The sequence below is a fragment of the Mesorhizobium sp. 1B3 genome (assembly GCF_050958605.1).
In the GTDB taxonomy this organism is placed as follows: Bacteria; Pseudomonadota; Alphaproteobacteria; order Rhizobiales; family Rhizobiaceae.
On sequence record NZ_JBJHDO010000002.1, the window covers coordinates 14088 to 40569 of the forward strand.

Below are 26482 nucleotides of genomic sequence, written 5' to 3' on the forward strand. Positions count from 1 at the left end.
TGCTCAGATCGCCGTGATGCCGCCGTCGACCGACAAAGTGTGGCCGGTCATGAACGAGTTCTTCGGGTCGGCGGCGAAAAGGATGACCTCGACCACCTCGTCGACCTCGGCCACGCGCTTCATCGGCACGCCGCGGGTGAGCTCGGTATGCGCCTCTTGCTCGTTGCCGCCTGCCAGCTTGACGAAATCGCCGACCATCTGGGTGCGTGCAAAAGAAGGACAGACCGCGTTCACGCGGATGCCGCGGGTCGCGTATTCGGAAGCGGCCGAACGTGTCAGGCCGACGACGCCGTGCTTGGCGGCGGCATAGACGGAAAGCCGCGGTGCGCCCGCGAGCCCCGCCACCGATGCGATGTTGACAATGGCGCTATGCGCGCCGTCGACGCGGAATTGCCGTTCCATGACGGGGATCTGGTGCTTCATGGCGTAGAAAACGCCGAGCAGGTCGATGTCGATGATGCGCCGCGCCTCGTCCGAAGGGACTTGCGGCAGTTTGACGAAGCTCTGGGCAACGCCCGCATTGTTGATGGCGATGTCGAGGCGGCCGAAGCGGCTGACGGCGACGTCGGCCAACGCTTCGGAGAGGCTCTCCTGGGAGATGTCGCCGGCCAGCAGAGCGGTCTCGGTGGGCAACTCGGCCGCCAGCTTCTCGAGCGAGCCCATATCGATGTCGGACAGGACCAGCCGGGCGCCGTCCGCAGCCAGCCGCTCGGCCGTTCGGCGCCCGAATCCCCCCGTCGCTCCCGTCAGCAGGACGGTCAGCCCCTCGAAACGTCTCATGCCTTCTTATCCTCTTCGATCAGCCGCACGGCGAGCGCCGCCAGCAGCTTCACTGCTTCTCCGTAAGTCTTGGCCTTTTCCGGATTCGATGCATTGCCGTCAAGCGCGCGCTTATAGACACCTTGGCAGATGGCGGCGAGGCGGAAAAAGGAGAAGCTGAGATAGAAGGTCCAATTGTCGATGCCGTCGATGTTTCGTCGTTCGCAATAGCGCCTGACATAGGCCTCTTCGGTCGGAAGGCCGAGCGTCGCACGGTCGACGCCGCCGAGACCCCTGAACCCGGAAGCGTACGGCAATCGCCACTGCATGCATTGATAGGAGATGTCTGCATAGGGGTGGCCGAGGGTGGACAGTTCCCAGTCGAGCACGGCGACCACGGCGGGCTGCTCGGGTGCGAAGATCATGTTGTCCAGCCGGTAGTCGCCATGGACAAGCGACACCAGCCCATCGTCGGGCGGGAGATGGGATTCCAGCCAGGCGATCAGGCGATCCATGTCGGCCACGACGCCTGTTTCGGAGGCGCGGTACTGGCTGGTCCAGCGCCCGAATTGCCGCTCGAAATAGTTGCCGGGCTTGCCGTAGTCGGTAAGGCCGGCGGCCTCCAGGTCGACATTGTGGAGTGCCGCCAGCGTGGCGTTCATGGCGTCGTAGATCGCCGCGCGCTCGTCATTGCCGGAAACTTCGGGCAGGGTCGGATCCCAGAATATCCGCCCCTCGACGAAGGCCATGACGTAGAACATGCGCCCGATCGGCGAATCCTCCTGCGAAAGATGAAGGACCGGCGGCACGGGCACTTCCGTTACGGCGAGCGCCTTCATGACGCGGAATTCGCGGTCGACCTGATGAGCGGATTTGAGCAATTGTCCTGGCGGCTTGGCGCGCAAGACGTAGCGGCCGCTCCGGGCGGTCAGCAGATAAGTCGGATTGGACTGACCGGAGTTGAACTTCTCGATCCGCTCCAATCCCGAAAAGCCCGGAACATGGGTCTCGAGATAAGGCGCGAGTGCGGCGGCATCGAGCGTGTTCGCATCACTCATGAGTTGTCTTCCCTGGGCTCCAGATGGGTGAGCGTCAGCCAGCGGGCCGTGAGCGCCGGTTTCGCGAAATTCTCGATTTCAATGGTCACGTCGTAGTCGATGTGGACCCAGCCGGATGGCCGGGCATTGACGTTTGCCAGCACGAAACGTGTCCTGATCCGCGCTCCGGATTTGACCGGTGCGATGAAGCGAATCTTGTCGAAGCCGTGATTGATGCCGACGCTTGCGCCTTCCAGTTGCGGCAAGGTCTCGAAGGTCATCGCCGAAAGCAGCGACAGCGACAGGAACCCATGTGCGATCGTCCCGCCGAAGGCTGTTTCGCGCGCGGCACGCTCGGGATCCACATGGATGAACTGGTGATCGTCCGTGGCGTCGGCGAATTGGTCGATCATTTGCTGGCTCACGACCCGCCAGGGCGAAAGGCCGATTTCCTTGCCCTGATTGGCCACGAGTTCATCGTAACTGACAGTGTTCAAGCCTGGTCTTCCTGTTGCCGGAACCGGCAAACCATTGTTTCGAGATGGTTTTCCGGTTCGTTGTTGTCGGGGCTCGAAAATCCCCGGCAAACGGGAGTTCCGGCCCTTAGTCCTTGAAAAGTGTCATCCCGTGCTGCACGGACTGGCCGCCGTCGATCGGAATGATGGCGCCGGTCACATAGCTTCCGGCGCGGCTGCACAGATACAATGTCGCGCCGGCAATGTCATCCGGGGCGCCGATCCTGCCGATCGGGACGTGGTCGCCGACATGCTTCGCCTTTTCCTCGGTTCCGGTGGCGAAGGCTGTCATGCGGCTCTGGAAAGGTCCGGGAGCGAACGCGTTGACGGTGATGCGCCGCTGCGCGAACTCGCTGGCGAGCGTACGGGTGAGGTGATGTACCGCCGCCTTGGAGGCTGTGTAGGAATAGGCGTCATCCGCCAGGGGTTGGGTGCCCATCACCGAACCGAGATTGATGATGCGGGCAGGATCGGTATCGCTCGCCGCCTTGCCGAGCATTGGCAGCAATTCGCGGGTTAGGTGAAACAGGCCGGTGACATTGACGTTCAGCACCTTCGCCCAGGCGTGATACGGGAAGGTCTCGAGCGGTTCGCCCCAGGTGACGCCGGCATTGTTGATGAGAATGTGGAGCCTGTCCGTGCGCTTCCCAACCTCGTCCACCAGCGCGGCGATGCCGGCCTCGCTGCTTACGTCTCCAGCGAAACCCTCGGTCTTCCCGGCACCTCCCAGGCTGTTGATCTCGCCGGCAACCCGTTCGCAATCGGCACCCTTGCGCGAGGCGATCATCACGTCGGCGCCTGCCCGCGCCAGGGCCGTCGCCGCCATGCGGCCAATGCCCGTTGCCGCGCCGGTGACCAGCGCTTTTTTGCCAGCGACCGAAAAGAGCTCATCGAGATACGACATCCACCCTCCTAAACACTTTGCCGTCAAGTGGACAAACTTGGCGAAGCACAAATGCGGCGAAGACAATCAGCTGGACCGCCCTGCGGCCGAATGGTGCTGGCGGTCCAGCCGCGGGCTTTTTTATCGACATGTATTAAGCCGCGTTGACAACATACCGGGTAGTATGTTCATCATTTGCCTGTCAGTAAAGCCCTGTCAGGACGCGTCGGCGCGGGCGGGGGAAAGAGGGCGGCAGGGAGGCCGGATGACGCTCAGCGTCAGGGAGCATGTCCTGGACAATGCACGGGCGGAGATTTTGCACGCCGCTGCCACCTGTTTCATGGAGCAAGGCTACAACGCCACCTCGATAGACGACGTCGCCCGGCGTCTCGGCGCTACAAAGGGGCGGATCTACCACTACTATCCTTCGAAGGCGGATCTGTTCGCCGACGTCTATCGCACCGGCATGGACATGAACTATGCCGCCGTCGAGCCCTATCGGAACCTGCAGACCGGTCCGGTCGAGAAGTGGAGGAAGATGGCGACGGCGCATACCCGCCAGATGATCGTCACGCGCCAATTTCAACGCGCGGTCTGGGAAGGTGTCGAGATGACCCTTCGCGGGTCAACGACCCCGCAGCAGCGTCAAGTGCTGGGCGAGCTGCTCGAATATCGAACCAATTACGGCAGGATCTTCCGCGAGATCCTCGCGCAGGGCCTCGAAGCCGGCGTATTCCGGTTCGAGAATGTCAGCATCGCCAACCAGGTCATGTTCACCACGCTGAATTCGCCGATCTTCTGGTACTCGCCGCGCCCCAATGAAACGGGTGGCGACGTGGATGCGATCGTTCGGCAAGTCGTAGTCTTTGCACTGCGTGGCTTGGGTGCCAAGGAGGAGTAGAACAGTGTCGGATATGAACCTTGGCATGACGGAGCGGCTGAAGCCGATCCACGAGCGCGTCGCCCGCATGGTGCGGGAGGAGATCATGCCGCTCGACGAGGAATTCCTGGCCGAGGTGGGCAAGAGCGGCGACCGCTGGACCTTCACCCCGCGTCAGACCGAAATACTGGAGGGATTGAAAGCCAAGGCACGCGAGCGCGGCCTGTGGAATTTCTGGCTCACCGACTCCGAACGCGGCTACGGCCTCTCCACCGTCGAATATGCCTATCTCGCCGAGGAGATGGGCAAGGCCCATATCGGCGCCGAAGTCTTCAACTGCTCCGCCCCCGACACCGGAAACATGGAAGTGCTGGAGCGCTATGGCAGCGTCGAGCACAAGGAGAAGTGGCTGAAGCCGCTGCTCGACGGCAAGATCCGCTCCGCCTTTTTGATGACCGAGCCCGACGTAGCCTCCTCCGATGCCACCAACATCTCGATGCGCTGCAAGCGGGACGGCGACGACTACGTGCTGAATGGCGAGAAGTGGTGGTCCTCGGGCGCGGGCGACCCGCGTTGCGCGATCTACATCGTCATGGTGCGCACCGCCGATGAAGGTCCCAAGCATAGCCGGCATTCGATGATCCTTGTGCCGGCGGGCACCAAGGGCATCACCAAGCTGAGGGCAATGAAAGTCTATGGCGACGACGACGCCCCGCACGGCCATCTTCATCTGGGCTTCGAGGACGTGCGCGTTTCGGCCGGCAACCTGCTGCTCGGAGAGGGCAGGGGATTCGAGATCGCGCAGGGACGTCTGGGCCCCGGCCGCATCCACCACTGCATGCGCGCCATCGGCCAGGCCGAGATGGCGCTGGAACTGATGTGCCGACGCTCGATGCGCCGCGAGGCCTTCGGCAAGCCGCTGGCGCAGCTCGGCGCCAACTACGACATCGTCGCGGAATGCCGCATGGAAATCGAGATGGCGCGCCTGCTCTGCCTGAAGGCGGCATGGATGATGGATCAGGGCGACAAAGTCGCGGCGGCTCCCTGGATCAGTCAGATCAAGGTGATCGCCCCGCGCGTCGCGCTGAAGGTCGTCGACGAGGCGGTGCAGATGTTCGGCGCGCAAGGGATCAGCCAGGACACGCCGCTCGCTCGCTCCTGGACCCACCTGCGGACGCTTCGTCTGGCCGACGGTCCGGATGCTGTCCATCGCCGCCAAGTGGCGCGCGAGGAACTGCGCAAATACACGCAGGAAAAGGTGTGAGGTCGACATGAAAGCCATCGTCGCACGCGACTTCGCACCGCTCGACAAGCTCGAATATGCCGAATGGCCGGAGCCGGAGGCGACCGGCTCCACGGTCGTGATCCAGGCCGAAGCGATCGGCGTCAATTATCCCGACGGCCTTCTGGTGCAGGGTCTCTATCAGATGAAGCCGCCGCTGCCTTTCGTGCCGGGTATGGAAGCCGCGGGTACTGTGATCGCCGTGGGCCCGGATGTGACCTCGGTGAAGCCCGGCGATCGCGTTGCCGCGCTCTCCAGCCTCGGCAGCTATGCCGAGCGGGTCGGCGCGCCCGAGATCGCGGTGATGAAGCTGCCGGCCGGCCTGTCGGGCGAGGACGCATGCGCCTTGCTGTGCGGCTACGGCACTTCGCATCACGCGCTCAAGCAGCGCGCCAACCTGCAACCGGGTGAGACGCTCTGCGTGCTCGGAGCCTCCGGCGCCACAGGCATTGCCGCGATACAGATCGGCAAGGTTATGGGCGCGAAGGTGATTGGTGTCGCATCCTCGGCGGAGAAGCGGTCGATCGCCCGAGACGCCGGGGCCGATATCGTGATCGGCTACGATAATCTGAGGGAAAGCCTGAAAGAGGCGACCGAAGGCAAGGGTGTCGATGTCGCTTTCGATCCGGTCGGCGGTGAGTCCTTCGATGCGGTGGCGCGTTCGATGGCATGGGGCGGACGGCTGCTGGTCATCGGCTTCGCTTCCGGCACGATCCCGCAATTCCCGGTCAACCTGGCGCTGGTCAAGGGCTTCAGCGTGGTCGGCGTGTTCTGGGGGGCCTTCACCCAGAAGGAGCCGAAGGTCCATGCCGGCAACATGGAGGAGCTGATCGGCTGGTATGTCGCCGGCAAGATCAAGCCCGTGATCGAAGGAACCTATCCGCTTGCCGATGCGGCCAATGTGCTGAAGCGCGTGCTCGGCCGCGGGTCCACCGGAAAACTGATCCTGAAGCCCTGAGGGCGGAACGGCGAGGAGGTGACAGCGATGGCTATTGCGACAGAGATGAAGGCGCTTCTGCTCAAGCACGACGCCTATGCCGCCGTTCCCTCCGGAACCGTTCTCGAAGCTCTCGAGCCCTATGTCGAATATGGTTCGATCGGCGTGCCGTCGCCGAAGCCGACGCAGCTTCTGATCAAGGTGGCGCTCGCTTCGATCAACCCCTCCGACGTGATGTTCGTAAAGGGCATGTATGGCCAGCCGCGTATCAAAGGGCAGCCAGCCGGCTTCGAGGGCGTGGGCATCGTCGTCGCCACGGGCGACGACCCCTACGCTAGAAGCTTCGCCGGGAAGCGTGTCGCCTTTGCCACCGGCACCAGCAGCTGGGGAAGCTGGGCCGAATACGCGATCGCGGAAGCCGCCTCGTCGATTCCGCTTATCGATACCATACGTGACGTCGACGGCGCGGCCATGATCGTCAATCCGCTCACCGCGTTGGCCATGTTCGGCATCGTGCGCGAGGAAGGCGAGAAGGCCTTCATCCTGACGGCCGGGGCTAGCCAGCTTTCCAAGCTGATCATGGGCGTGGCCCGCGACGAGGGCTTCCGGCCGATCGCCATCGTGCGCCGCGACGACCAGATTCCGATGCTCAAGCAGGCGGGGGCAGCCCATGTGCTCAACGCCGAGTCGGCGGATTTCCGGAATGCTCTGCGCGAGCTGGTGAAAACCGAACAGCCGCGCGTCTTCCTGGATGCCGTGACCGGCCCGCTCGCCTCTGCAATCTTCGACGTGATGCCGAAACGGTCGCGCTGGATCGTCTATGGCAGGCTCGACCCCGATGCGACCGTCATCCGCGAGCCGGGCCAGCTCATTTTCCAGCACAAGCGCATCGAAGGTTTCTGGCTGGTCGAATGGATGCGCGGCCCGCAGGAGCGGACGGTGCAGGCGATCACCGAAGCGCAGAAGCGTTTTTCGGACGGGAGGTGGAAGACCGACGTAACGGCTGTGGTGCCGCTTTCCGAGGCCATTGAAAGGGTCTCGGGAGAGCTCGCCAAGCCGAACGGGAAGGTATTCCTATCGCCCTGACAAATGTATGACTTTCGTCGGTTGCCCGCGGGAACGGGTAATCTATAGTCGGGAAAAAGCGCGGCAAAAAAGACCGCGTAAGTACCGAAGGAATGGGAGGAGGACGTCTTGGACGTATTGCAGCTCATTGTCAGTGGTCTGGCCAATGGATGCGTCTATGGCCTGATCGCACTGGGCTTCGTGCTTATCTACAAGGCCACCGAAGCGGTGAATTTCGCTCAGGGCGATTTCATGATGCTGGGCGCCTTCATCACGCTCGGACTTACCAACGCCGAGTTCCTTGGATTGCCGTTCTGGCTGTCGGTGCCGATCGCCATCGTGATGATGGGGGTGTTCGGCTACCTGCTCGATATGCTGGTACTCCGGCACATGTTCGGCCAGTCGCAGATCGCCGTGGTCATGCTCACCATCGCGCTCGGCTTCGTGCTCCGCTTCGTCGCGGGCGTGATCTGGGGACACGAGCCCAAATCGCTGGAATCGCCGATTGCCGGCGTCGACGTGCGACTTGGCGGTCTGGTGCTCGGGCTCGACGAGATCACGGTCATCGTCGTCACAGTGCTGCTGACAGCGGTGCTTTATCTCTACTTCAACAGGACAAGGCTCGGCATCGCCATGCAGGCCGCCTCGCAGAACCAACTCGCCGCCTACTACATGGGCATTCCGGTGAAGCGCGTTCATTCGCTGATCTGGGCGCTGGCGGGCGCGGTCGCTGCGATCGCGGGCGTTCTGTTCGCGTCCAAGGGGTCGATCGATCCGTCGACCGGCCTCCTGGGCATCAAGGCCTTCGCCGCCGCGGTGATCGGTGGTTTCGGCAGCCTGCCCGGCGCCTTGCTCGGCGGCATCATCGTCGGCTTGATCGAGCCTTTCGCCTCCTACTACATCGCGGCCGGCTACTCACAGATCATGCCTTACCTGCTGCTCTTCCTGATCCTGGTCTTCCGCCCGCACGGCATTCTGGCCCAGGTCCATAGCAAAAAGGTGTGACGGCGCATGCGGACTGTCTTCAAAACCTCGTACGACGCCGACATCAACCTGTTCAAGCACGGCCACCAGGTCGGCTGGTACATGGCGCTGCTGGTGCTGTCGATCGTGCTGCCCTTCCTGCTCGACACGTTCTGGCTGGGCGAGATGACCAATGTGCTCATCTGGTCGATCGCCGGCATGGGGCTGATGATCCTGGTCGGCCAGACCGGCCAGGCGAGCCTTGGCCATTCCGCCTTCCTGGCGATCGGCTGCTACGCCAACGTGCTCCTGCAGGATCCGATCGGGCTGCCGTTCATCCTGTCGTTTCCGTTGGCCGGACTGATCGCCGGGGTGGCGGGGGCGCTGATCGCCCTGCCGATGAGCCGGCTCCACGGCATTTATCTCGGTATCGGCACGCTGGCGCTCGCCATCCTGGCCGACGATCTCATCGTGATTGCCGAGCCGCTGACCAACGGCGTCGTGGGCCTCATCCCGCCGACGATCTCGATCTTCGGTCTGGAAATCGATCGCTACGGCTCGCCCGCCCGCTTTTACTGGATGGTGCTGGTCGTGGCCGTTGCGGTCGTGCTCGTCTACCGCAATCTCCTGCGCACGCCGCTCGGGCGTTCCTTCTCGGCGGTGCGCGACTCCGAGGTTTCGGCGCGCGCCATGGGCGTCAATGTCGCCAAGACCAAATCTGTTTCCTTCGCCATATCGACGGCGATAACGGGGCTTGCCGGCGCTTTGATGGGGCATTTCGCCGGCATCTTCAACAACGAGACATTCAACCTCATCATCTCGATTCAGCTCCTGCTGATGATCGTCATCGGTGGGCTGGGGTCGATCCACGGCGCCTTCTTCGGGGCCTTCGTTGTCGCGCTGCTGCCGCAGGCCATCGCCATCTCGCGCGATTTCGTGGGGGGTATGTTCGGCGGCGGCACCGTCGCCATTCCAGGCTTGGAGTCGGCGATCTTCGGCGCGCTGCTCATTCTTTTCATCCTGTTCGAGCCGATGGGCATCTACGGCCGGTGGGTGAAGGTCAGGACCTACTTCGAACTCTTTCCCTTCTACCGCCGCGACATGTTCCGTCGCCAGAAAAGCTACCTGAAGACGGAGCGCATGCGATGAGCCTCCTCGAAATCGACAATGTGACGTTGCGCTTCGGCGGCGTGGTCGCCGTCAACAAGGTGTCGTTCTCGGTCGAGCAGGGCGAAGTCTTCGCGCTGGTCGGACCCAATGGGGCGGGCAAATCCACCCTCTTCAACCTGATCTCGCGTTTCTACGATCCGGTGGAAGGGGACATACGCTTCGCCGGCGAGAGCATCTTGAAGCGTGCACCCCACGAGATGGCGCGGCTCGGTATCGCCAGGACCTTCCAGAACATCGAGCTCTTCGAGCAGGCGACCGTGCTGCAGAACCTCCTGGTCGGACGGCACCGCCATCGCAAGGGAAACATGGCCAATGAGCTGCTGTTCACGCCCTTCGTGCGGCAGGAGGAGCGACGCCATCGCGAGGCGGTGGAGAAGGTCATCGACTTCCTCGACCTGCAGGCCTATCGCGACAAATACATAGCCGGCCTGCCCTATGGGGTGCGCAAGGTGGTGGAGATGGGCCGGGCTCTTGCCATCGAGCCGCGACTCCTGCTGCTCGACGAGCCGGCCTCGGGCCTCTCCGTCGAGGAGACGCAGGACGTCGCCTTCTGGATCGAAGACATCAAGACGCAGATGGGCATCACCGTGCTGATGGTCGAGCACGACATGCATCTCGTCTCTTCCGTTTCGGATCGTGTGCTCGCCCTCGCCGACGGCAAGGCGCTGGCGCTGGGCACGGCACAGGAGGTGCAGAGCGATCCGAAGGTGATCGAGGCCTATATCGGCGTGTCCGATCCGGAAAAGAGGGCGGTGGCATGACGGTCAGCCTTCAGGTCGTTCATTCTGTGCCGTCGGAAAAGTCGGTGGTGCTTTCGGTCCGCAATCTGGAAAGCTTCTACGGGCCGATCATGGCGATCCGCGGCGTGAGCCTGGAGGTCCGCGCGGGCCAGATCGTCACGGTTCTCGGAGCCAACGGTGCGGGCAAGACAACGCTCCTCAAGACGATCTCCGGCGTCATGAACCCGCAAAAGGGAGAGATCCTCTATGGCGGCGGCGACATAGCCGGACAGGAGCCCGATAAGGTCGTGCGGGCCGGTATCGTCCATGTGCCCGAGGGGCGCGAGGTGTTTCCGCTGCTGACCGTCGAGGAAAACCTCAGGATGGGAGCGTTCACGCGCACCGACGCGGAAGCCGTCCGCCGCGACGAGGAAATGGTCTATTCCTATTTCCCGATCCTCGCCGAGCGGCGGCGCCAGGCCGCCGGCACGCTGTCGGGCGGCCAGCAACAGATGCTCGCCATCGGTCGTGGCCTGATGGCCGATCCCAGGGTGATGCTTCTCGACGAACCGAGCCTCGGCCTTTCGCCGCTTCTCGTGAAAGAGATCTTCTCGATCATCCGCCGCCTCAATCGCGAGCAGGGCGTCACCATGATGCTGGTTGAACAGAATGCCCGCGTCGCGTTGGAAGTCGCGGATTACGGCTATGTGATGGAGCTCGGCCGCATCGTCATGGCCGACACGGCGGCGCGGCTCCTGCAGTCGAAGGACATCCAGGAATTCTATCTCGGGGTCCAGGGCGAGACCCAGCGCGGCCAGAAACGCTGGAAGCAGAAGAAGACATGGCGATGAGCGAGCTGGCGCGCTTGCCCCTCATCCGGCCCTTCGGGCCCCCTTCTCCCACAAGGGGAGAAGGGGGAGCTTGGCAAATAGGCTTCTGCAAATTGCCGATGCTGGCGATTGGCTTCAACACTGCTGCCGGCCTTCCCTTCTCCCCCTGTGGGAGAAGGTGGCCTCGCGAAGCGAGGTCGGATGAGGGGTTCCCCGGCTCCACTCCACACGGGAGGATAATCACATGACCATCGCACCCAACATGCCGGCGCAGAAGGTCGTGGACGGTCACAGCATCAATGCCGACCTCACCAAGGGACCATATTTCTTCGACGGCGCCGACACGCTGGTGAAGCTCTTCCGCAAGCGTTGCGAGGAGCTCGGACCCAAGGTCGCGCATCGTGAGAAGGACTACGGCATCTGGCTGTCCTACACATGGACCGATTTCTACGAGCATGCACGGCTGATCGGCCTTGGGCTCGTGGCACTCGGCCTGAAGCGCGGCGAGGTTGTCTCGATCCTGTCGGAGGACAACAAGGAATGGATCTATGCCGATCTCGGCGTGCAGTCGGTGGGCGGCATCGTGTCCGGCGTCTACACGACCGACTCCGCCGCCCAGCTCAATTACCTGGTGAACGATTCCGACAGCCGTTTCCTGTTCGTCGAGAATGATGAGCAGCTCGACAAGTTTCTGTCCGTCAAGGACGACATGCCCGGGCTGGTGAAGGTGATCGTGTTCGACCGCGATGGCCTGCATGGCTTTTCCGATGAGAAGGTTATTTTCCTGGATGATCTCTACCGCATAGGCCGCGACTATCTGAAGGAGAACCCGACCCGTTTCGAGGAGGAGATCTCGCGCTCACAGCCCGAGGAAATAGCCATTCTCGTCTATACGTCCGGCACAACAGGGCCGCCCAAGGGCGCCATGATCAGTCACAGCAATATCATATGCTCGATCACCGGAGCTTTGATCACGCTGCCGGTTAAAAATACGGACGAGCAGGTCTGCTTCCTGCCGCTCTGCCACATACTGGAGCGGCTGATCAGTGTGTTCATTCCGATCGGACTGAACTCGACGGTGAATTTCGCCGAAAGTCCCGAAACCGTCTTCGACAATATCCGGGAGGTGAGCCCGCACGTCTTCACCGCTGTTCCTCGCGTGTGGGAGAAGGTCTATTCCCGCGTCACCATCATGGCGGGCGAAGCAACTCCAATTGGCAAATGGGCTTACGCCCGGGCGGTCGCGGCCGGCATGAAACGGGCAGCCTATCTGGAGGAAGGCCAGCCGGTACCGTTCGGCGTCAAGGCGACCTACGGCTTTTGGGACTTCATGGTGCTGGGCAATCTGCGCCGCATGCTCGGCCTCGAAAGGCTGCGACGCGGCACGACGGGCGCTGCGCCGATCTCGCCGGACCTTCTCAGATGGTACAAGGCGATCGGCGTCACCTTGTTGGAGGGTTACGGCATGACCGAAAGCTCCGGCGTCATCTCGCTCAACACGATGGAGGAGTTCAAGACGGGAAGCGTCGGCAAGGTCGTGCCGGGAAGCGAGCTTCGCATAGCCCCCGACGGCGAGATCCAGTACCGCGGCGGAAACGTATTCCGGGGATACTGGAACAAGCCGGACAAAACCGCGGAGACGATCGTCGACGGCTGGCTGCGCACCGGAGATCTCGGGCGGATCGACAATGAGGGCTTCCTCACCATCACTGGCCGGGCAAAGGACATCATCATCACCGCCGGCGGCAAGAACATCACTCCGGCCGAGATCGAGAACCGCCTGAAATTCTCGCCCTACATCGCCGACGCCGTCATCATCGGCGACAGGCGCAAGTTCCTGTCGGCGCTGATCATGATCGACCAGGAGAATGTCGAGAAGTTCGCGCAGGACCGGCGGGTGCCGTTCAACGATTTCCGCTCGCTCTGCGCCGCCCAGGAGGTGCGGGATTTGATCGCGGGTATCGTCGCTGAAACGAATGGCCAATTCGCCCGCGTCGAACAGATAAAGGATTTCCGCTTGATCGATGTGCTGCTCACCGCGGAGGACGAGGAACTGACAGCCACGATGAAGCTGAAGCGGAGCTTCGTCGAGACAAAGCACAAGAAGCTGATCGACGAAATGTACGGATGAGGCGGAGAAACGCCCAGCCGCAAACCGCATTTGGCAGCCAGGTGGAACTCTGCTTGGCATCGCGAAACGCGGAAAAGAAGAGATAGAGCCTCTTACGTCCGTTGGACGCACGGCGCTCTTGGGAACTGAAACACCACGGAGGAGCTTGCAATGAAATCTGCAATAAGAAATTCGATCCTGGCGCTCGGCCTTGCCGCCGGCATGGCGTCGGCTGCCTATGCACAGCAGGGAGTTACGGACACCGAGGTTCGGATCGGCTCGAATGGCGACCTGTCGGGCGTCTTCGCTCCCTTCAACGTGCAGGCCATCAAGGCGGCCCAGCAATATTTCGACGAAGTCAACGCGGCCGGCGGGGTGCACGGACGCAAGATCAAGTTCATCGTCGAAGATCACGGCTACCAGGTGCCGAAGGCAGTGCAGAATTACAACAAGCTGGTGAATTCCGACAAGGTGTTCGCCATGATCCTCAATCTGGGAACGCCGCATGTGATTGCCGGCTTCAAGATGATGGAGCCTGCGAAGGTCGCGAACATCTCGCCGCTGACGGCCGCGCGCCAGATGATCGAGGGCGACGTCACCTACAAATATACCGGGCTGTCGTCCTACTACGATCAGATGAAGGCCGGCATCGAATTCCTTGCCAAGGAAAAAGGCGCCAAGGAAGTCTGCGCGATGTATTTCCCATCCGACTTCGGTCTCGAGGTCTATGAAGGGACGAAGGAAAAGGCAGAAGAGCTGGGTCTGAAATTCGCCGCGGAGACGACCCACAAGCCCGACGATCAGGATTTCGTGGGGTCGCTGACCAAGCTGCGCGACGCTGGCTGCGATATCGTGGCGACCGCGGTCGGTGTGCGGCAGACCATCGTCATTCTCGGCACCGCCAAGAAGCTGGGCTGGAACGATGTGGCGTTTATCGGCTCTTCCGCAGGCTTCAATACCGCCGTTGCCAAGGTGCCCGGCGGGGTGACGGAGGGCTATTACGCGGCGGCGGGCTGGTCGGACCTCGAGAATCGCCTGGGCACCGATCCCGAGCTCAAGAAATGGGCCGAAAGCTTCAAGGCGGCAACCGGGGAGGATCCAGGCACCGCAGCCCAGCTCGGTCGCGCAGCGGCGGTTGTGGCGGTAAAGGGCCTGGAGGCCGCCGGCAAGGATCTGACTCCGGAATCTTTCCAGAAGGGCATGGAAACGCTGGAGTACGACGACCATATCCTCGACGCCCACATTAACTATGGCCCGGATGATCATCAGGGTGGTGACATCATCGTCGTCTCCAAGATCGAGGGCGGCGTGTGGAAGGAAGTCGGGCGTCAGTAGACCATCGCGTAACCAACGCCGCGCGAACGATCCGCGCGGCGTTGGACTGACATAATCGAGACGGGATCATACCGAGGGTTGTGGGCGGAGCCAACGGTGGACGATGATCAACGGCCACGACCACCAGTATCAGGCCAGGCCCGCATTCCTAGCCCAAATCCGCATCTGGCCCTTCTCCCCTCCCTGCCAGCAGCCAGCATGAGCTTACCGCCAGTATGCCCGCCATTCTGGGAACAAGGTAGCTTTCAGGAATATCGCGGTCGCGTTCCCAATCGGACCATCGTTCCGCTGTGACACCGAGCTGATTGGCCGCATCCTCAATCGACAACGCCGACAATGTCCGGGCAAGGCAAATGCGTCCTGCCGAAGTGTCGTCCACCGCGTCGTATTCATAGTTGCTTCGGATCAGAATTGCTTTGCTCCCTCGGTCGGCATCGATGCCCGGTTGCGGGCGAGCAGACGCAGCAGGCTCAGTGCGCCTATGTGTGCGCAGAGCATCCGGGAAATATACCCTAAAATCAACCCCATTCATTCGGTAATGTCAGCTAGTATGCTTATATAAGGTATAATTCGTCGTTTGTATTATTTTCGGTTGCGCGCCAATTTAGTGTCAAAGCATAAACGAATGTTCTTACTTGAATTGTGGATTTGTTATTTTGTGATGATTTTACGCGGGTTGACCATCTGAGAATCATCCGCTAGGCCCGCCGCCGATACTGTTGGAAACGGAGACCACATAGGGATGATATCACGCGGAAAAGGCTTGCTTGCCGGATCAGTTCTTGCTGTCGCGGCATGGTTCTCACAGCCAGCTCTGGCTCAAGATATCTCCTGCGGCACCGATCGAACGATAGACATCGCCGAGATGACGTGGCCGTCGGCGGCGGTGCTCGCGCATGTTCACGCCGCGATCCTGGAGAAAGGATTCGGCTGCAAGGTGGAGATCGTCACCGGCGATACCGTGCCGACAGCCTCGTCCATGCTATCGCGCGGCAGACCGGCGGTCGCGCCGGAACTGTGGACCAGCGTCATCAAGTCCTCCTGGGAGGAAGGGTTGCAGAACGGCAAAGTCGTCGAACTCGGCGATGCGATCACCGACGGCACCGTCGAGGGGTGGTTCATTCCTCGTTACGTTCAGGAGGCTCATCCGGAATTGAAGAGCGGGCCCGACGTGATCGCCAGGCCGGATCTTTTCCCGGACCCCGAAGATCCGAGCAAGGGACGGCTGTATTCCTGCCCGCCGGGTTGGGCTTGCGAGCTGTCGACCACGGCCTTGTTCAAGGCCTTCGACATGGGGGGAAGCTGGAATCTCTTCTCCGCCGGGTCGGGAGGCGCGCTGGACGCCTCGATCGCTCGTGCGTTCCTGCGCAAGGAGCCGATCCTTTTCTACTACTGGGGCCCGACTGCCGTTCTCGGCAAATTCGACGCCGTCCAGCTCGATCTCGGTGAGGCGAAGCCCGATGTCTATGCCTGCAATACCGACTCCGATTGCAGCAACCCACCGGCTGTGACGGCCTATCCGTCTTCTCCCGCGGTCGTGGGCGCCGCGCGATGGATCAAGGACGACGCTCCGACCATTGCCGAATATTTCTCGAAAGTCGGCCTGAGCAACGCGCAGATCAGTGAACTGCTTGTCTATGGGGACGAGAACAAGGCCGATGCGGCGGCCACAGCGCTCAACTTCCTGAAGACCAAATCCGACATCTGGAGGAATTGGGTTCCCTCCGAGGTTGCCGAGAAGGTTCAGGCCAGTCTCGATTAATGATGTCGAATCGCCCTGACGAATGGGCCCCCTCCCATGCTCCCCGCCTTGCCGGGAGCATGGTCCGGGGAGGGGACGGGTTACCTGCAAGGCTGGCGGTTTCTGAAGAATCGTCGGGCTCACGCCTCCGCAATTCTCAATAACCGTAGATCGGGCTAGATGTTTCCAGATTTCGTCGACACCAATCCCTGGCGGCGAGCCGTCGATGACGGCTTGAACTGGGTCGTGTCCAACTGGGGTGAGAGCTTCGAGGCCGGCGCACGGCCGCTTCTCATCCTTCTCAACGCGATCGAACATCTGCTTCTCGTCGCACCCTGGTGGCTGATCGTTGGGGTTGCCGTCGCCGCTGCCTGGCTCGCGACACGCCGCTGGCAGCTTCCGTTTGTCGTTCTCGGCGCGCTGGTTTTCCTCGGCATCATGGACCTATGGAAGGATGCCATGGCGACCACCGCCCTGATGCTGGCCGCCACCATCAGCGCCATCGTCATCTCGATTCCCGTCGGCGTGTGGATGTCGCGTTCATCGATGACGCGCCAGGTCGTCATGCCGATCCTCGATCTTATGCAGACACTGCCGAGCTTCGTCTATCTCATCCCTACGGTGATGATATTCGGTCCGGGCAAGATCCCGGCATTGATTGCCACAATCGTTTATGCGGCTCCGCCGCTTGCCCGCCTCACGGATCTTGGTCTTCGCTCGGTGGACCCGTCGGTGATGGAGGCGAGTCGAGCGTTCGGCACGACGCCGACACAGCGTTTGTTCGGGGTGCAGATCCCGTTGGCCCTGCCGACGATTCTCGCCGGGATCAACCAGACCACGATGATGGCGCTGGCTATGGTGGTGATCGCTTCGATGATAGGCGCAGGCGGTCTCGGCTATCAGGTGCTGCAGGGAATCGGCAGGCTCGAAATCAGCCGGGGCCTTTTCGCAGGTCTCGGCATCGTGGCGCTCGCCGTGGTGTTCGACCGTGTGATCCAGGCATTCGGCAAGCGGCTACAGGCCCGTATCGGCGTATCGGAGGGGCGTCCATGAGCGGCGTTGGAACCGACCTGGCGATCCAGATCAAGGACGTCACGAAGATCTTCGGGGATTCCCCCGAGCGGGCGATGGATCTTCTGTGCCAAGGCAAATCGAAAGCCGACGTGCAGGCCGAAACCGGCCATGTCGTCGGGCTCGACGGCGTGTCGCTCGATGTCGCCAAAGGCCAGATTTTCGTGGTCATGGGCTTGTCGGGCTCGGGCAAGTCGACACTGATCAGGCATGTCAATCGCCTCATCGAGCCGACAGCCGGCGAGATCCTTGTCCATGGAACCGATGTTCTCAAGATGAGCAGGGACGGTCTCAGGCAGTTCCGCCGCGACACCGTCACCATGGTGTTCCAGAAGTTCGGGCTTCTGCCCCACCGCTCCGTGATCGACAATGTCGCCTACGGGCTGGAGGTCCGAGGTGTCGACAAGGTAGCACGCGTCAAGGAAGCCGAGAAATGGATCGAGACGGTGGGGCTTTCCGGCTACCAGAATGCATGGCCCCGCCAGTTGTCGGGCGGTCAGCAGCAACGTGTCGGGCTCGCCAGGGCTCTTGCGATGAATACCGACATCATTCTCATGGATGAAGCGTTTTCAGCCCTCGATCCCTTGATCCGGTCGGGGATGCAGGATGAGCTCATCAATCTCCAGAAAGCCCTGAACAAGACGATCCTGTTCATCACCCATGATTTCGACGAGGCATTGAAGATCGGCGATCGCATCGCCGTTCTCAGGGATGGCGCAGTTCAGCAGGTAGGCAAGCCCGAAGACATCGTGCTCAAACCGGCCAACGAGCATATCGAGGAATTCGTCCGCGAGGTGAACAAGGCACGGGCCATTCACGTCCGCGCGATCATGGAAACGGGAGACGTCCCGCCTTGCGAGCTCTCGGTGCCAGCCGACACGCGATGCGAGGACGTCTTGCCGCTGTTTGCTGAACACGACTGGGTTGGCGTGACCGATGAATCAGGCAGACAGATCGGCAGGATCACGGTCAAGCAGGTGATCAAGGCATTGGCACGGTATTCGCAAGGCGCCGGTTGAGGGCAGCTGGGATGCCGAGCGACTGCAACTTGGGCGGCTGCCGGAATTGCTTGCATCGGCCCCAAATCGCCACCCTATGGGACCCCCCTCTGGCCTGCCGGCCATCTCCCCCTCAAGGGGGGAGATTGGCTGTCACGCATGTTGTCGCCAATCGTCGATGTGGCAGAAGAGGCGCCGGCACCAAAGCTGCCAATCTCCCCCCTTGAGGGGGAGATGGCCGGCAGGCCAGAGGGGGGTGCTGTAGCGCGCGCCCTATAAAGAGCTGAAGTGCGCCGCCTACGGCCGCCTACTCCGCCGGCTCGACATTCGTGTAGGCGGCTTCCTCCAACTCGCGCTTCAGCCGGGCTTCCTCCTCGACCTTCGGCGTGACGAAGCGCCCGAGAATGAGGTAGGCGACGGGCGTCAGGAACAGCGTCGACAACGTCGCGAGGCCCAGGCCACCGACGATCACCCAGCCCAGCGCGACGCGCGCTTCGGCGCCGGCACCGCTGGCAAGCACCAAGGGAAGGCCGCCGAGCACGGTGCAGATCATCGTCATCATGACCGGCCGCAAGCGGATATTCGAGGCCTCCTCGATCGCCTGGCGAACGCCCATGCCGCGATCGCGCAACTGATTGGCGAATTCGACGATCAGGATGCCATTCTTGGCCATCACGCCCACAAGCAGCACCAGGCCGATCTGGCTGTAGGCGTTAAGGCTCGTTCCGGTGAGGATCAGCGCGAAGACGGCACAGGCTAGCCCCAGAGGCACAGTGGCCATGATGATCACCGCGCTGATGAAGCTTTCGAACTGCGCCGCCAGCACGAGGAGGATGATGACCAGCGCGAAGCCGAAGATAGTGATCATGCCGCTGTTCGTTTCATCCAGCGTCGCGGCTTCGGCGAGCGGGATAATGCGACCTCCCGGCGGCAGCAGGGGGGCTGCGATCTCTTGCGCGCTGGCCAAGGCGCTGCCGAGGGCGAAGTCGCTGCGCAGGCCCGAGGTGATGCCGACAGCGCGCAATTGCTGCTCGCGCGCTAGGGAAGGAGGCACCGCTCGTTCTGTCAGCGTGGCGATCGTCGACATCGGCACGTAGCGGCCGTCTCCGGTCTTGAGATAGATGTTCTCGAGGTCGGTCGGGTCGTTGATGGGGTTCGTCGTCGAAACCAGCTTCACGGGGAAGGCGCGGTCGTTGACGAAGACGTCGCCGAGCTCGCGCCCGTCGAGCACCGCCTGGACCGCCTCGGCGAGGCCGGTGATGTTGATGCCGAGGTCGGACGCGAGCTCGCGATTGATCTCGACAGCGAGCTGCGGCTGCGTTGCATCGGTGGTCAAACGCGGCTGAACGAAACGGGGATCCTTCTCCATCTCCGCGATGATCTTGGCGGCCACCTGGCCGAGCTCGGCATAGCTGCCGCCGACGACAGCGAATTGCAGGCCACTGCCGGCGCCGCGGATGCCGAGGCTGTTGGGCTGCATCGCGAAGACCCTGATGCCGGGAACCTGCTTCGCCAATTCGTTGACCTCGGCCACGATCTCCTGCTGGGTGCGCTGGCGCTCTTCCCAAGGGGCCAGCGTCATCACCATGAAGCCGTTGCTCGCGGCGCCACCGGAGCCGGCATTGGCAAAGGTGGCTTCGATCTCGCCGGACTCGCGCATCGGTCGGATGAGTTCCTCGATGCGCAGCATCTGCTGCGTCGTGTAATCCAGGCTCACGCCCTGCGGCGCGGAAATCCGCAGCAGCACCATCGAGCGGTCCTCGTTCGGCGTCAGCTCCTGCCGGATCGTCCCGAAGAGCGAGAAGGCGGCGCCGGCAAACAGCACCGAGACCAGGATGACGATCATCGGAGCATCCAGGCATGCGTGCAGGCAGCGGCGATAGAGCTTGGAAAGCGCCCGGCCGATCCGTGCGCCGAGACCCGTGCGTTCCCCGCCATCGGTTTCGGCGGCGGTCAGCATGCGCGAGGCGAGCATGGGGCAAAGGGATAGCGCGACGACGGACGACAAGAGCACCGCCATCGCGAGCACGAAACCGAACTCGCGGAAGAGGCCGCCGGTCTGGCCCGGCAGGAAGGAGAGGGGGATGAAGACGGCGGCAAGCGTGGCGGTAGTTGCGACCACCGCGAAGAAGACTTCCTGGGTGCCGAGCACGGCCGCCGCGCGCGGCCCCATGCCTTCGTTGCGTCGCCGCACGATGTTCTCCAAGACCACGATCGCGTCGTCGACGACGAGGCCCGTGGCGAGCACCAGCGCGAGCAGGGTGAGGATGTTGACCGAGAAGCCGGCGAGGTAGATCGCCGCGATGGTGCCGATGAGCGCGACCGGCATGGCAAGGCCCGGGATCAGCGTCGCGCGCCAGTCGAGCAGGAAAAGATAGATGACAAGGAGCACGATCGAGACGGACAATATGAGGGCGATCTCGACCTCATGTATGGCGCCTTGCACGAAGACGGCATCGTCGCTCGTCACCTTGAGGGTCATGCCCGGCGGTAGGGTCTCCTGGATCTTCGCGACGGTGGCGCGAACGCCTTGCGAGATGTCGAGCGTATTCGATTGCGCTTGTCGCAATATGCCGATGCCTATGCCCGGCTTGCCGTCGGAACGCAGCGAGGTCAGATAGATGTCGCCGCCCAGCGTCACCGTTGCCACGTCGCGGATCTTGGTCTTGCCGCTGATGACGATGTTCTCGAATTCCTCCGGCGTGGTCACCGACGCGGTGGCGCGAACGATGATGTCCTGGTCGTTCGTGGTGATCGACCCCGCCGGCGTGTCGAAAGCCACCGAGGCGAGCGCCGCGCTGAGGTCGCCGATGGTGAGGCCGAGGCTTGCCACCTTCTTCTGGTCGATGTCGACGCGGAAGACCTTCTCCCGATCGCCATAGACATTGACGTCGGCGACGCCGTTGACCGCGGCGAGCATGTCGGAAATCTGATCCTCCACGAGCACGGTCATGTCCTCGACCGCCATGGTGTCGGAGGTCAGCGCGAGCCGCATCACCGGATCGGCGTTGGCGTCGGCCTTCACGATACGTGTGGGGTCGATGCCGTCGGGCAGGTCGTTCTGGACGCGGGAGACGGCGTCGCGGGCGTCCGATGCGGCGACATCGAGATCGACGTCGTCGTTGAACTCCACGGTGACGCGGCTGCGGCCGAAGGAGGAACTCGACGAGATGGATTTCACGCCGCTGATCCGTGCGACCGCGCCTTCGATCACATCGGTCACCTCACGGTCGATGGTCTCGGCGGCGGCACCCGTGAAGTCGGTGGAGATCGTGATCACCGGCCGGTCGACATCCGGCAGTTCACGGACCTCGACCCCGTAAAGGGCGGCAAGGCCTGCCACCACGATCAGCGTGTTGATCACGAAGGCCAGTACCGGCCTGCGGACGAACAGAGCGGTCAGGCCCTTCTCCGCGTTGTCGGTGGTGCTTCCGCTCATCTTTCGCCGTCCCGATCAGCCGCCATTCGCAAGAGGTGGGACGCTCTCCACATCGGTGTTCGCGGCCGGACGGCGTTGGGCGACGAGAATCTCGCTTCCTTCGCGAACGTTCTGCACGCCCTCGGTGACGACCACGTCGCCGACGGTGAGGGGCGCTTCGATCAGCACGTTTTCGGTGTTGCGCTGGACGATGCGGACGGGCATGCGCTTGGCCCTGCCGTCGGCGATCGCCCAGATGAAGGCGCCGTCGGTGCCCCACTGGATGGCGAGCGGGCTGACGGACGGGTAGGTGTCGCCCTCGAAGCGCATGGAGATCTGGAAGGACATACCGGCCCGCAACGCATCATCGGTGTTTGGCAGTCCTGCGCGTACCTGCAGCGTGCGGCTCGCCTCGTCGAGGCGGTTGTCGACGGCTACGATCGTTCCCTCGAAAACGGCGCTCGGCCGCGCGATAGAGGAGGCCGTCACGGGCGCGCCGACCTTGATGGCCGTTGCGAACCGTTCCGGCACCCAGAAATCGACGAGGATCGTGGAGCGGTCCTCGATGGTGGCGATGGCGGTCTCGGTGGTCACGTAGTTGCCGGCGTCGACCGGCAGGATCCCGACGATGCCCGAGATCGGCGCTTTGACGGTCCGTCGGTCGAGGGCGAGGGCGGCGTCGCGGAGCGCGAGCTCGGCATTGCGCAGCACGACCTCGGCATCGGCGAGTTGCACGGCCGTGGCGGTGTTGCTGGTGCGCAGCGTCTTCATGCGATCGACCTTGGCCTGGGCGTCGTCACGCGCGACGCGGGCGCGATCGAGCACGATCTCCTCGGCATCGGAATCGAGCCGGGCGATAGCTTCCCCGGCCTCGATCTGCATGCCAGGACGCACGGTGACCTCCGTCAGCCGGCCGGAGGCGAAAGGAGTGACCGTAACGGACGCCTGGGCACGGCCGGTGCCGATCGCCTGGAGCCTGTCATTGACCGTGGCCATCACGACAGGGGCGGTGACGACGCTGGCCGGCCGCATGGTGCCCTGGCTGGCGCCGCCGGCGGCAGTCTTGGTCGCATTCTCCTTCGTCGATGCGACGGCCCATTCGATGCCCCAGCGGGCCAGGATTTCCTGAGCGCCGGGAAAGAAGGCGGCCCATCCCGCGGCTGCGGCTATAAGCACAACCAGGGAAACAATGACCTGCTTCCAGACTGACATTCAGTACTCCGGCTCGGAATCCGACATATTGGGCATCGTTCCGGCTAGGCCGGATGAAGACGCTGGCGCTCGATCGGCAGCGAAACCCCCAGCGCCCTTATGGCAAGTCTGCGGTCCGAAGGCACGTAGTTTAACATTAAAAATAGGTAAGGTATCCAGTACCTGATTGCAGCTCACCCTAGCGCAGTTTTTCCATTTCGCGGATGCGCTTGGCGCTGTTCTGTTCGAGCCGGGCAGTGAGATCGCCGATCACGGTTTCGGCCACCACGAACAGCGCGGCCGACGAATCCCAGGCGGAGGGAACCGCGGTACGCCCGGCGACGACATGGCGGGCGAAGCGCGCGATGGGCGACAGCCATTGATCGGTAAAGAGCACGATCTGGGTGCCGCGCTGGTGTGCCTTTTCGGCAAAGCGCACGAGGCTCTCCTGATAGCGGCGGATATCGAAGATCAAGAGCGTGTCGCGCTTACCCATGTCGATCAGCCGGTCGCGCCAGTTGCTCTCCTGGCCCGAAAGATGGAACACATTCGGCCGGATGATGGTCATATGGGCGCACATGTAGCAGGCGATAGGGTCGGTGAAGCGGCCGCCGAGCAGAAAAATTTTGGCGCGATGGTCGGCAAGCAGAGCGACGATGTCGCGGATCTGCCGCTCCGGTATGTGGCGGAACGTCTCCCGGATGTTTTCGAGCGTTGATTCCACCGCCGGCGAGTCGCAGCCGCGCCGCAGCGTCTGCGTGCGCAAGGCCGGCGATTGCAGCTGCGCGGCGAGCTCCTCCTTCAGCGCCGACTGGAAATCGGCGTAGTTCTGGAATCCGAGCCGCGCCACGAAACGCAGGATGGTCGGGGAACTGACGCCCGCCTGCGCCGAGAAATCGGCAACCGTCTTCAGCCCGATCATGGGATAATTCGCGACGAGCGCCTGCGCGGCGCGGCGCTCGCCCGCTGGCATGGCATCGATCCTGTCGGCGATCAGTTCGGGGATGCTCGTCGTCATGACGCCAGTTCTCCCGCCAATTGCGCGAAGCCGTCCAGTGTTCATCCCCCCGAGCGGTCGCGGGGCCTAAAAGCCGTTTGACAAAACTCTCCAAGCTGTATGAAATCATCCGCGCAGGCGCAAATGGAAATGAATATGTAACAAACGATACGGCGCCGCGGGGACAATGCAATGGGACAGGGACGGCTTGCTGAGCAGGCGTCGGAATCGGTCGTGATCATCGACCGAGGCGGCCGTTCTTGCTACGTCCTGATCTGCGACCATGCCTCGAACGCCCTTCCGGCCACGTTCGGCTCTCTCGGCCTGAGCGACGAAGATCTCGAGCGTCACATAGCCTGGGATCTCGGCGCCGCTGCGGTGGCGCGCTATATGGCCGAAGTGCTCGGCGCCACCCTGATCGAATCGCGGATATCGCGGCTGGTGATCGACTGCAACCGGCCGCTCGACGCGCCCGATCTCATCCCGGCCCTGAGTGAGACCACAATCATCCCTGGAAATCGTGATCTGACGGAAGCGGAACGCGCCCGTCGCGTCGCGCTGGCCTACGATCCGTTCCACGCTGCCATCGAGGATGTGGTGAGCGAGCGCCTCGCCGCCGGACGGGAGACCCGCCTCGTTTCGATTCATTCCTTCACGCCCGTCTACAAGGGCGTTGCGCGGCCCTGGAATATCGGCATCATCCATGACGACGACTGCCGGCTCGCCGCGCCACTGATCGGGGCGTTGCAGTCCCTCGAAGGCATCACGGTCGGGATGAACGAACCCTATTCGCCGGCCGACCGGGTCTATTTCACGCTGGAGCGGCATGCGCGCTCGCGTGGTCTGCCTTGCGCGATGATCGAAATACGCAACGACGAGATTCCGGCAGAAGCCGGGCAGCGGAAATGGGCAGGGCTGCTCGCGGGCATCTTTGCCGATTTCGGGCCGGGGGCCGAGTGGGAAAGCTACGGGACGAAGGGGAACACGCCGCCGGCGAAGCCGGCAACAATGAGAGGGTGACTTCAATGGCAGACGGCAATAGGCAGGTCGGCAGTGTCGCCTATACGAGGCGCGACAAGAGCTATTTCGAAAACCGGCAACTGATCCGGCACGCAAATGTCTGGCACCTCTGGGCGCTGGGCGTCGGCGCGGTCATTTCCGGCCATTTCTCCGGCTGGAATTTCGGTTTCGCCACCGGCGGGTGGGGCGGCATGCTCGTGGCCGGCATCATCATCGCCATCATGTATGTGGGCCTCGTCTTCTCGATCGCCGAGATGAGCCCGGCCCTGCCGCACACCGGCGCGGCCTATTCTTTTGCGCGCACGGCCATGGGGCCGTGGGGCGGTTTCGTCACCGGCCTATGCGAAAATGTCGAATATGTACTCACGCCGGCGGTGATCGCCTTCTTCATCGGCTCCTACATGGGCGGCATCTGGGAGGTGGCGTTCCCGGGCTCGAGCGTCTGGCCGCCATTCTGGTGGATCGTCACCTACGTCATATTCCTCGCGCTCAACATCTTCGGCGTGGCGCTGTCGTTCCGGGTGACGCTCATCGTGACGCTCCTGTCGCTGGCCGTGCTCATCACCTTCTGGATCAGCGCCCTCCCGAACATCGATTTCGGCCGCTGGGCGCTCAATATCGGCGTCGGCCCCAACGGGGCCGCGGCGGAACTGCCCGAGGGCAACGGCTCCTGGTTCCCGTTCGGCTTCTCCGGCGTATTGGCGACGCTGCCCTTCGCCGTGTGGCTTTTCCTCGCCATCGAGCAATTGCCGCTGGCTGCGGAGGAATCTATCGATCCCCGGCGCGACATGCCGCGAGGCATTATCGCAGGCATGGCGACGCTGATGGTTTCAGCCTTCATGATCGTCCTGCTCAACCCATCTGTGATCGGCGTCGGCGCCTTCAAGCTCGGCTCGTCCGGCGAACCGCTGCTCGACGGTTTCCGCGCGATCTATGGCGATTCCGGCGCCGTGCTGCTCGGCATCATCGCTCTCGTCGGGCTGATCGCCAGTTTCCATACGATCATCTTCGCCATGGGTCGGCAGGTCTATTCGCTGAGCCGCGCCGGCTATTTCCCGTCCGGTCTGTCGGTGACGCACACCGCCTACAAGACTCCCCATGTCGCCATGCTGGCCGGCGCCGGCGTGGGGCTCGGCATAATGCTGATCATGTGGTTCGCGCTGGGCGGGGAGACTGCAGGGTCGCTCATCGGCAGCGTCCTCCTCAACATGGCGGTGTTCGGCGCGATGTTCTCCTACATATTGCAGGCTGTTTCCTTCATCCTGCTGCGCCGCAACCAGCCGCATATCGAGCGGCCCTACCGCAGCCCGCTCGGCATTCCCGGCGCGACGCTTACCATCGTCATAGGCATCGTGACGCTGCTCTACCAGATCCAAGATCCCAATTTCACCAGGGGCGTGGTGTGGGTAGCTGTCTGGTTCGGCGTGGCGATCGTCTATTTTTGGCTGGTCGGCCGCAATAAGCTGATCCTTTCTCCCGAAGAGGAGTTCGCGCTGGAACATCAGGCGCAGGCCTGACTGCAATTTCGTGATTTCGCAGCCCGGCGGTTCACCTACCGGCC

Annotated in this window: 22 protein-coding genes; 15 read left to right on the plus strand and 7 right to left on the minus strand. The window is 62.7% G+C overall.

All coding sequences use genetic code 11. From position 1 onward, the window contains the following. Positions 1–3: 3 nt before the first annotated feature. The 4 genes from ACCO56_RS05195 to ACCO56_RS05210 form a co-directional block, all read right to left on the minus strand. The gene (locus ACCO56_RS05195) at positions 4–780 is read right to left on the minus strand and encodes an SDR family NAD(P)-dependent oxidoreductase (RefSeq protein WP_433638394.1); all 777 of its coding nucleotides are present in this window, start codon (positions 778–780) and stop codon (positions 4–6) included. Next, entirely contained in the window at positions 777–1817 is a 1041-nt protein-coding gene (locus tag ACCO56_RS05200; protein WP_433638396.1) for a phosphotransferase, read from the minus strand. Before ACCO56_RS05200 ends, ACCO56_RS05195 begins: the two co-directional genes overlap by 4 nt. Further along, on the minus strand, positions 1814–2293 hold the full coding sequence (locus ACCO56_RS05205; RefSeq protein WP_433638398.1) for a MaoC family dehydratase: 480 nt from the start codon (positions 2291–2293) through the stop codon (positions 1814–1816). Before ACCO56_RS05205 ends, ACCO56_RS05200 begins: the two co-directional genes overlap by 4 nt. A gap of 106 nt (positions 2294–2399) precedes the next feature. Beyond that, a complete protein-coding gene (locus ACCO56_RS05210) occupies positions 2400–3215 on the minus strand; it encodes an SDR family oxidoreductase (RefSeq protein ID WP_433638400.1) in 816 nt (271 codons plus the stop codon). A gap of 244 nt (positions 3216–3459) precedes the next feature. Here ACCO56_RS05210 and ACCO56_RS05215 point away from each other — a divergent pair, with 244 nt between their 5' ends. The 13 genes from ACCO56_RS05215 (at position 3460) to ACCO56_RS05275 (ending at position 18316) form a co-directional block, all read left to right on the plus strand. Further along, a complete protein-coding gene (locus ACCO56_RS05215) occupies positions 3460–4095 on the plus strand; it encodes a TetR/AcrR family transcriptional regulator (RefSeq protein ID WP_433638402.1) in 636 nt (211 codons plus the stop codon). A gap of 4 nt (positions 4096–4099) precedes the next feature. Then, on the plus strand, positions 4100–5338 hold the full coding sequence (locus ACCO56_RS05220; protein ID WP_433638404.1) for an acyl-CoA dehydrogenase family protein: 1239 nt from the start codon (positions 4100–4102) through the stop codon (positions 5336–5338). 7 nt (positions 5339–5345) lie between these two features. Then, the gene (locus ACCO56_RS05225) at positions 5346–6314 is read left to right on the plus strand and encodes an NADPH:quinone oxidoreductase family protein (protein ID WP_433638405.1); all 969 of its coding nucleotides are present in this window, start codon (positions 5346–5348) and stop codon (positions 6312–6314) included. Positions 6315–6341: 27 nt separating this feature from the next. After that, positions 6342–7379 carry a zinc-binding dehydrogenase gene (locus ACCO56_RS05230; protein WP_433638408.1) on the plus strand — a complete coding sequence of 346 codons (1038 nt, stop codon included), beginning with the start codon at positions 6342–6344 and terminating at the stop codon, positions 7377–7379. A gap of 108 nt (positions 7380–7487) precedes the next feature. Then, complete coding sequence (locus ACCO56_RS05235) at positions 7488–8363, plus strand: branched-chain amino acid ABC transporter permease (protein ID WP_433638410.1); 876 nt, start codon at positions 7488–7490, stop codon at positions 8361–8363. A gap of 6 nt (positions 8364–8369) precedes the next feature. Then, entirely contained in the window at positions 8370–9470 is a 1101-nt protein-coding gene (locus tag ACCO56_RS05240) for a branched-chain amino acid ABC transporter permease (protein ID WP_433638412.1), read from the plus strand. Continuing rightward, entirely contained in the window at positions 9467–10252 is a 786-nt protein-coding gene (locus ACCO56_RS05245) for an ABC transporter ATP-binding protein (protein ID WP_433638414.1), read from the plus strand. The genes ACCO56_RS05240 and ACCO56_RS05245 overlap by 4 nt, the downstream gene beginning before the upstream one ends. Continuing rightward, positions 10249–11061 carry an ABC transporter ATP-binding protein gene (locus ACCO56_RS05250; RefSeq protein WP_433638416.1) on the plus strand — a complete coding sequence of 271 codons (813 nt, stop codon included), beginning with the start codon at positions 10249–10251 and terminating at the stop codon, positions 11059–11061. Before ACCO56_RS05245 ends, ACCO56_RS05250 begins: the two co-directional genes overlap by 4 nt. A gap of 223 nt (positions 11062–11284) precedes the next feature. Further along, entirely contained in the window at positions 11285–13171 is a 1887-nt protein-coding gene (locus ACCO56_RS05255; RefSeq protein ID WP_433638418.1) for an AMP-dependent synthetase/ligase, read from the plus strand. A 150-nt stretch (positions 13172–13321) separates the two neighbouring features. Next, the gene (locus tag ACCO56_RS05260; protein ID WP_433638421.1) at positions 13322–14485 is read left to right on the plus strand and encodes an ABC transporter substrate-binding protein; all 1164 of its coding nucleotides are present in this window, start codon (positions 13322–13324) and stop codon (positions 14483–14485) included. Between the two features lie 742 nt (positions 14486–15227). After that, positions 15228–16247, plus strand: a complete 1020-nt coding sequence (locus ACCO56_RS05265) for a glycine betaine ABC transporter substrate-binding protein (RefSeq protein ID WP_433638423.1) — start codon at positions 15228–15230, stop codon at positions 16245–16247. A 159-nt stretch (positions 16248–16406) separates the two neighbouring features. After that, positions 16407–17279 (plus strand): ABC transporter permease, encoded by an 873-nt coding sequence (locus ACCO56_RS05270; RefSeq protein WP_433638425.1) that lies wholly within the window; start codon positions 16407–16409, stop codon positions 17277–17279. Continuing rightward, positions 17276–18316 (plus strand): quaternary amine ABC transporter ATP-binding protein, encoded by a 1041-nt coding sequence (locus ACCO56_RS05275; RefSeq protein ID WP_433638426.1) that lies wholly within the window; start codon positions 17276–17278, stop codon positions 18314–18316. Before ACCO56_RS05270 ends, ACCO56_RS05275 begins: the two co-directional genes overlap by 4 nt. Before the next feature lie 286 nt (positions 18317–18602). On the opposite strand, the gene ACCO56_RS05280 is transcribed toward ACCO56_RS05275, so the two are convergent. From ACCO56_RS05280 to ACCO56_RS05290, 3 genes are all read right to left on the minus strand, one after another. Next, positions 18603–21734: an efflux RND transporter permease subunit gene (locus ACCO56_RS05280; protein WP_433638427.1), complete on the minus strand. Its 3132-nt coding sequence runs from the start codon at positions 21732–21734 to the stop codon at positions 18603–18605. A gap of 15 nt (positions 21735–21749) precedes the next feature. After that, positions 21750–22925: an efflux RND transporter periplasmic adaptor subunit gene (locus ACCO56_RS05285; protein ID WP_433638429.1), complete on the minus strand. Its 1176-nt coding sequence runs from the start codon at positions 22923–22925 to the stop codon at positions 21750–21752. A 178-nt stretch (positions 22926–23103) separates the two neighbouring features. After that, the gene (locus tag ACCO56_RS05290) at positions 23104–23922 is read right to left on the minus strand and encodes a MurR/RpiR family transcriptional regulator (RefSeq protein ID WP_433638432.1); all 819 of its coding nucleotides are present in this window, start codon (positions 23920–23922) and stop codon (positions 23104–23106) included. Between the two features lie 171 nt (positions 23923–24093). On the opposite strand from ACCO56_RS05290, the gene ACCO56_RS05295 reads away from it, so the two are divergent. Together ACCO56_RS05295 and ACCO56_RS05300 are read left to right on the plus strand one after the other, a co-directional pair. After that, positions 24094–24921 (plus strand): N-formylglutamate amidohydrolase, encoded by an 828-nt coding sequence (locus ACCO56_RS05295; protein WP_433638434.1) that lies wholly within the window; start codon positions 24094–24096, stop codon positions 24919–24921. 5 nt (positions 24922–24926) lie between these two features. Then, the gene (locus tag ACCO56_RS05300; protein WP_433638435.1) at positions 24927–26438 is read left to right on the plus strand and encodes an amino acid permease; all 1512 of its coding nucleotides are present in this window, start codon (positions 24927–24929) and stop codon (positions 26436–26438) included. The last annotated feature ends 44 nt before the right edge of the window (positions 26439–26482 follow it).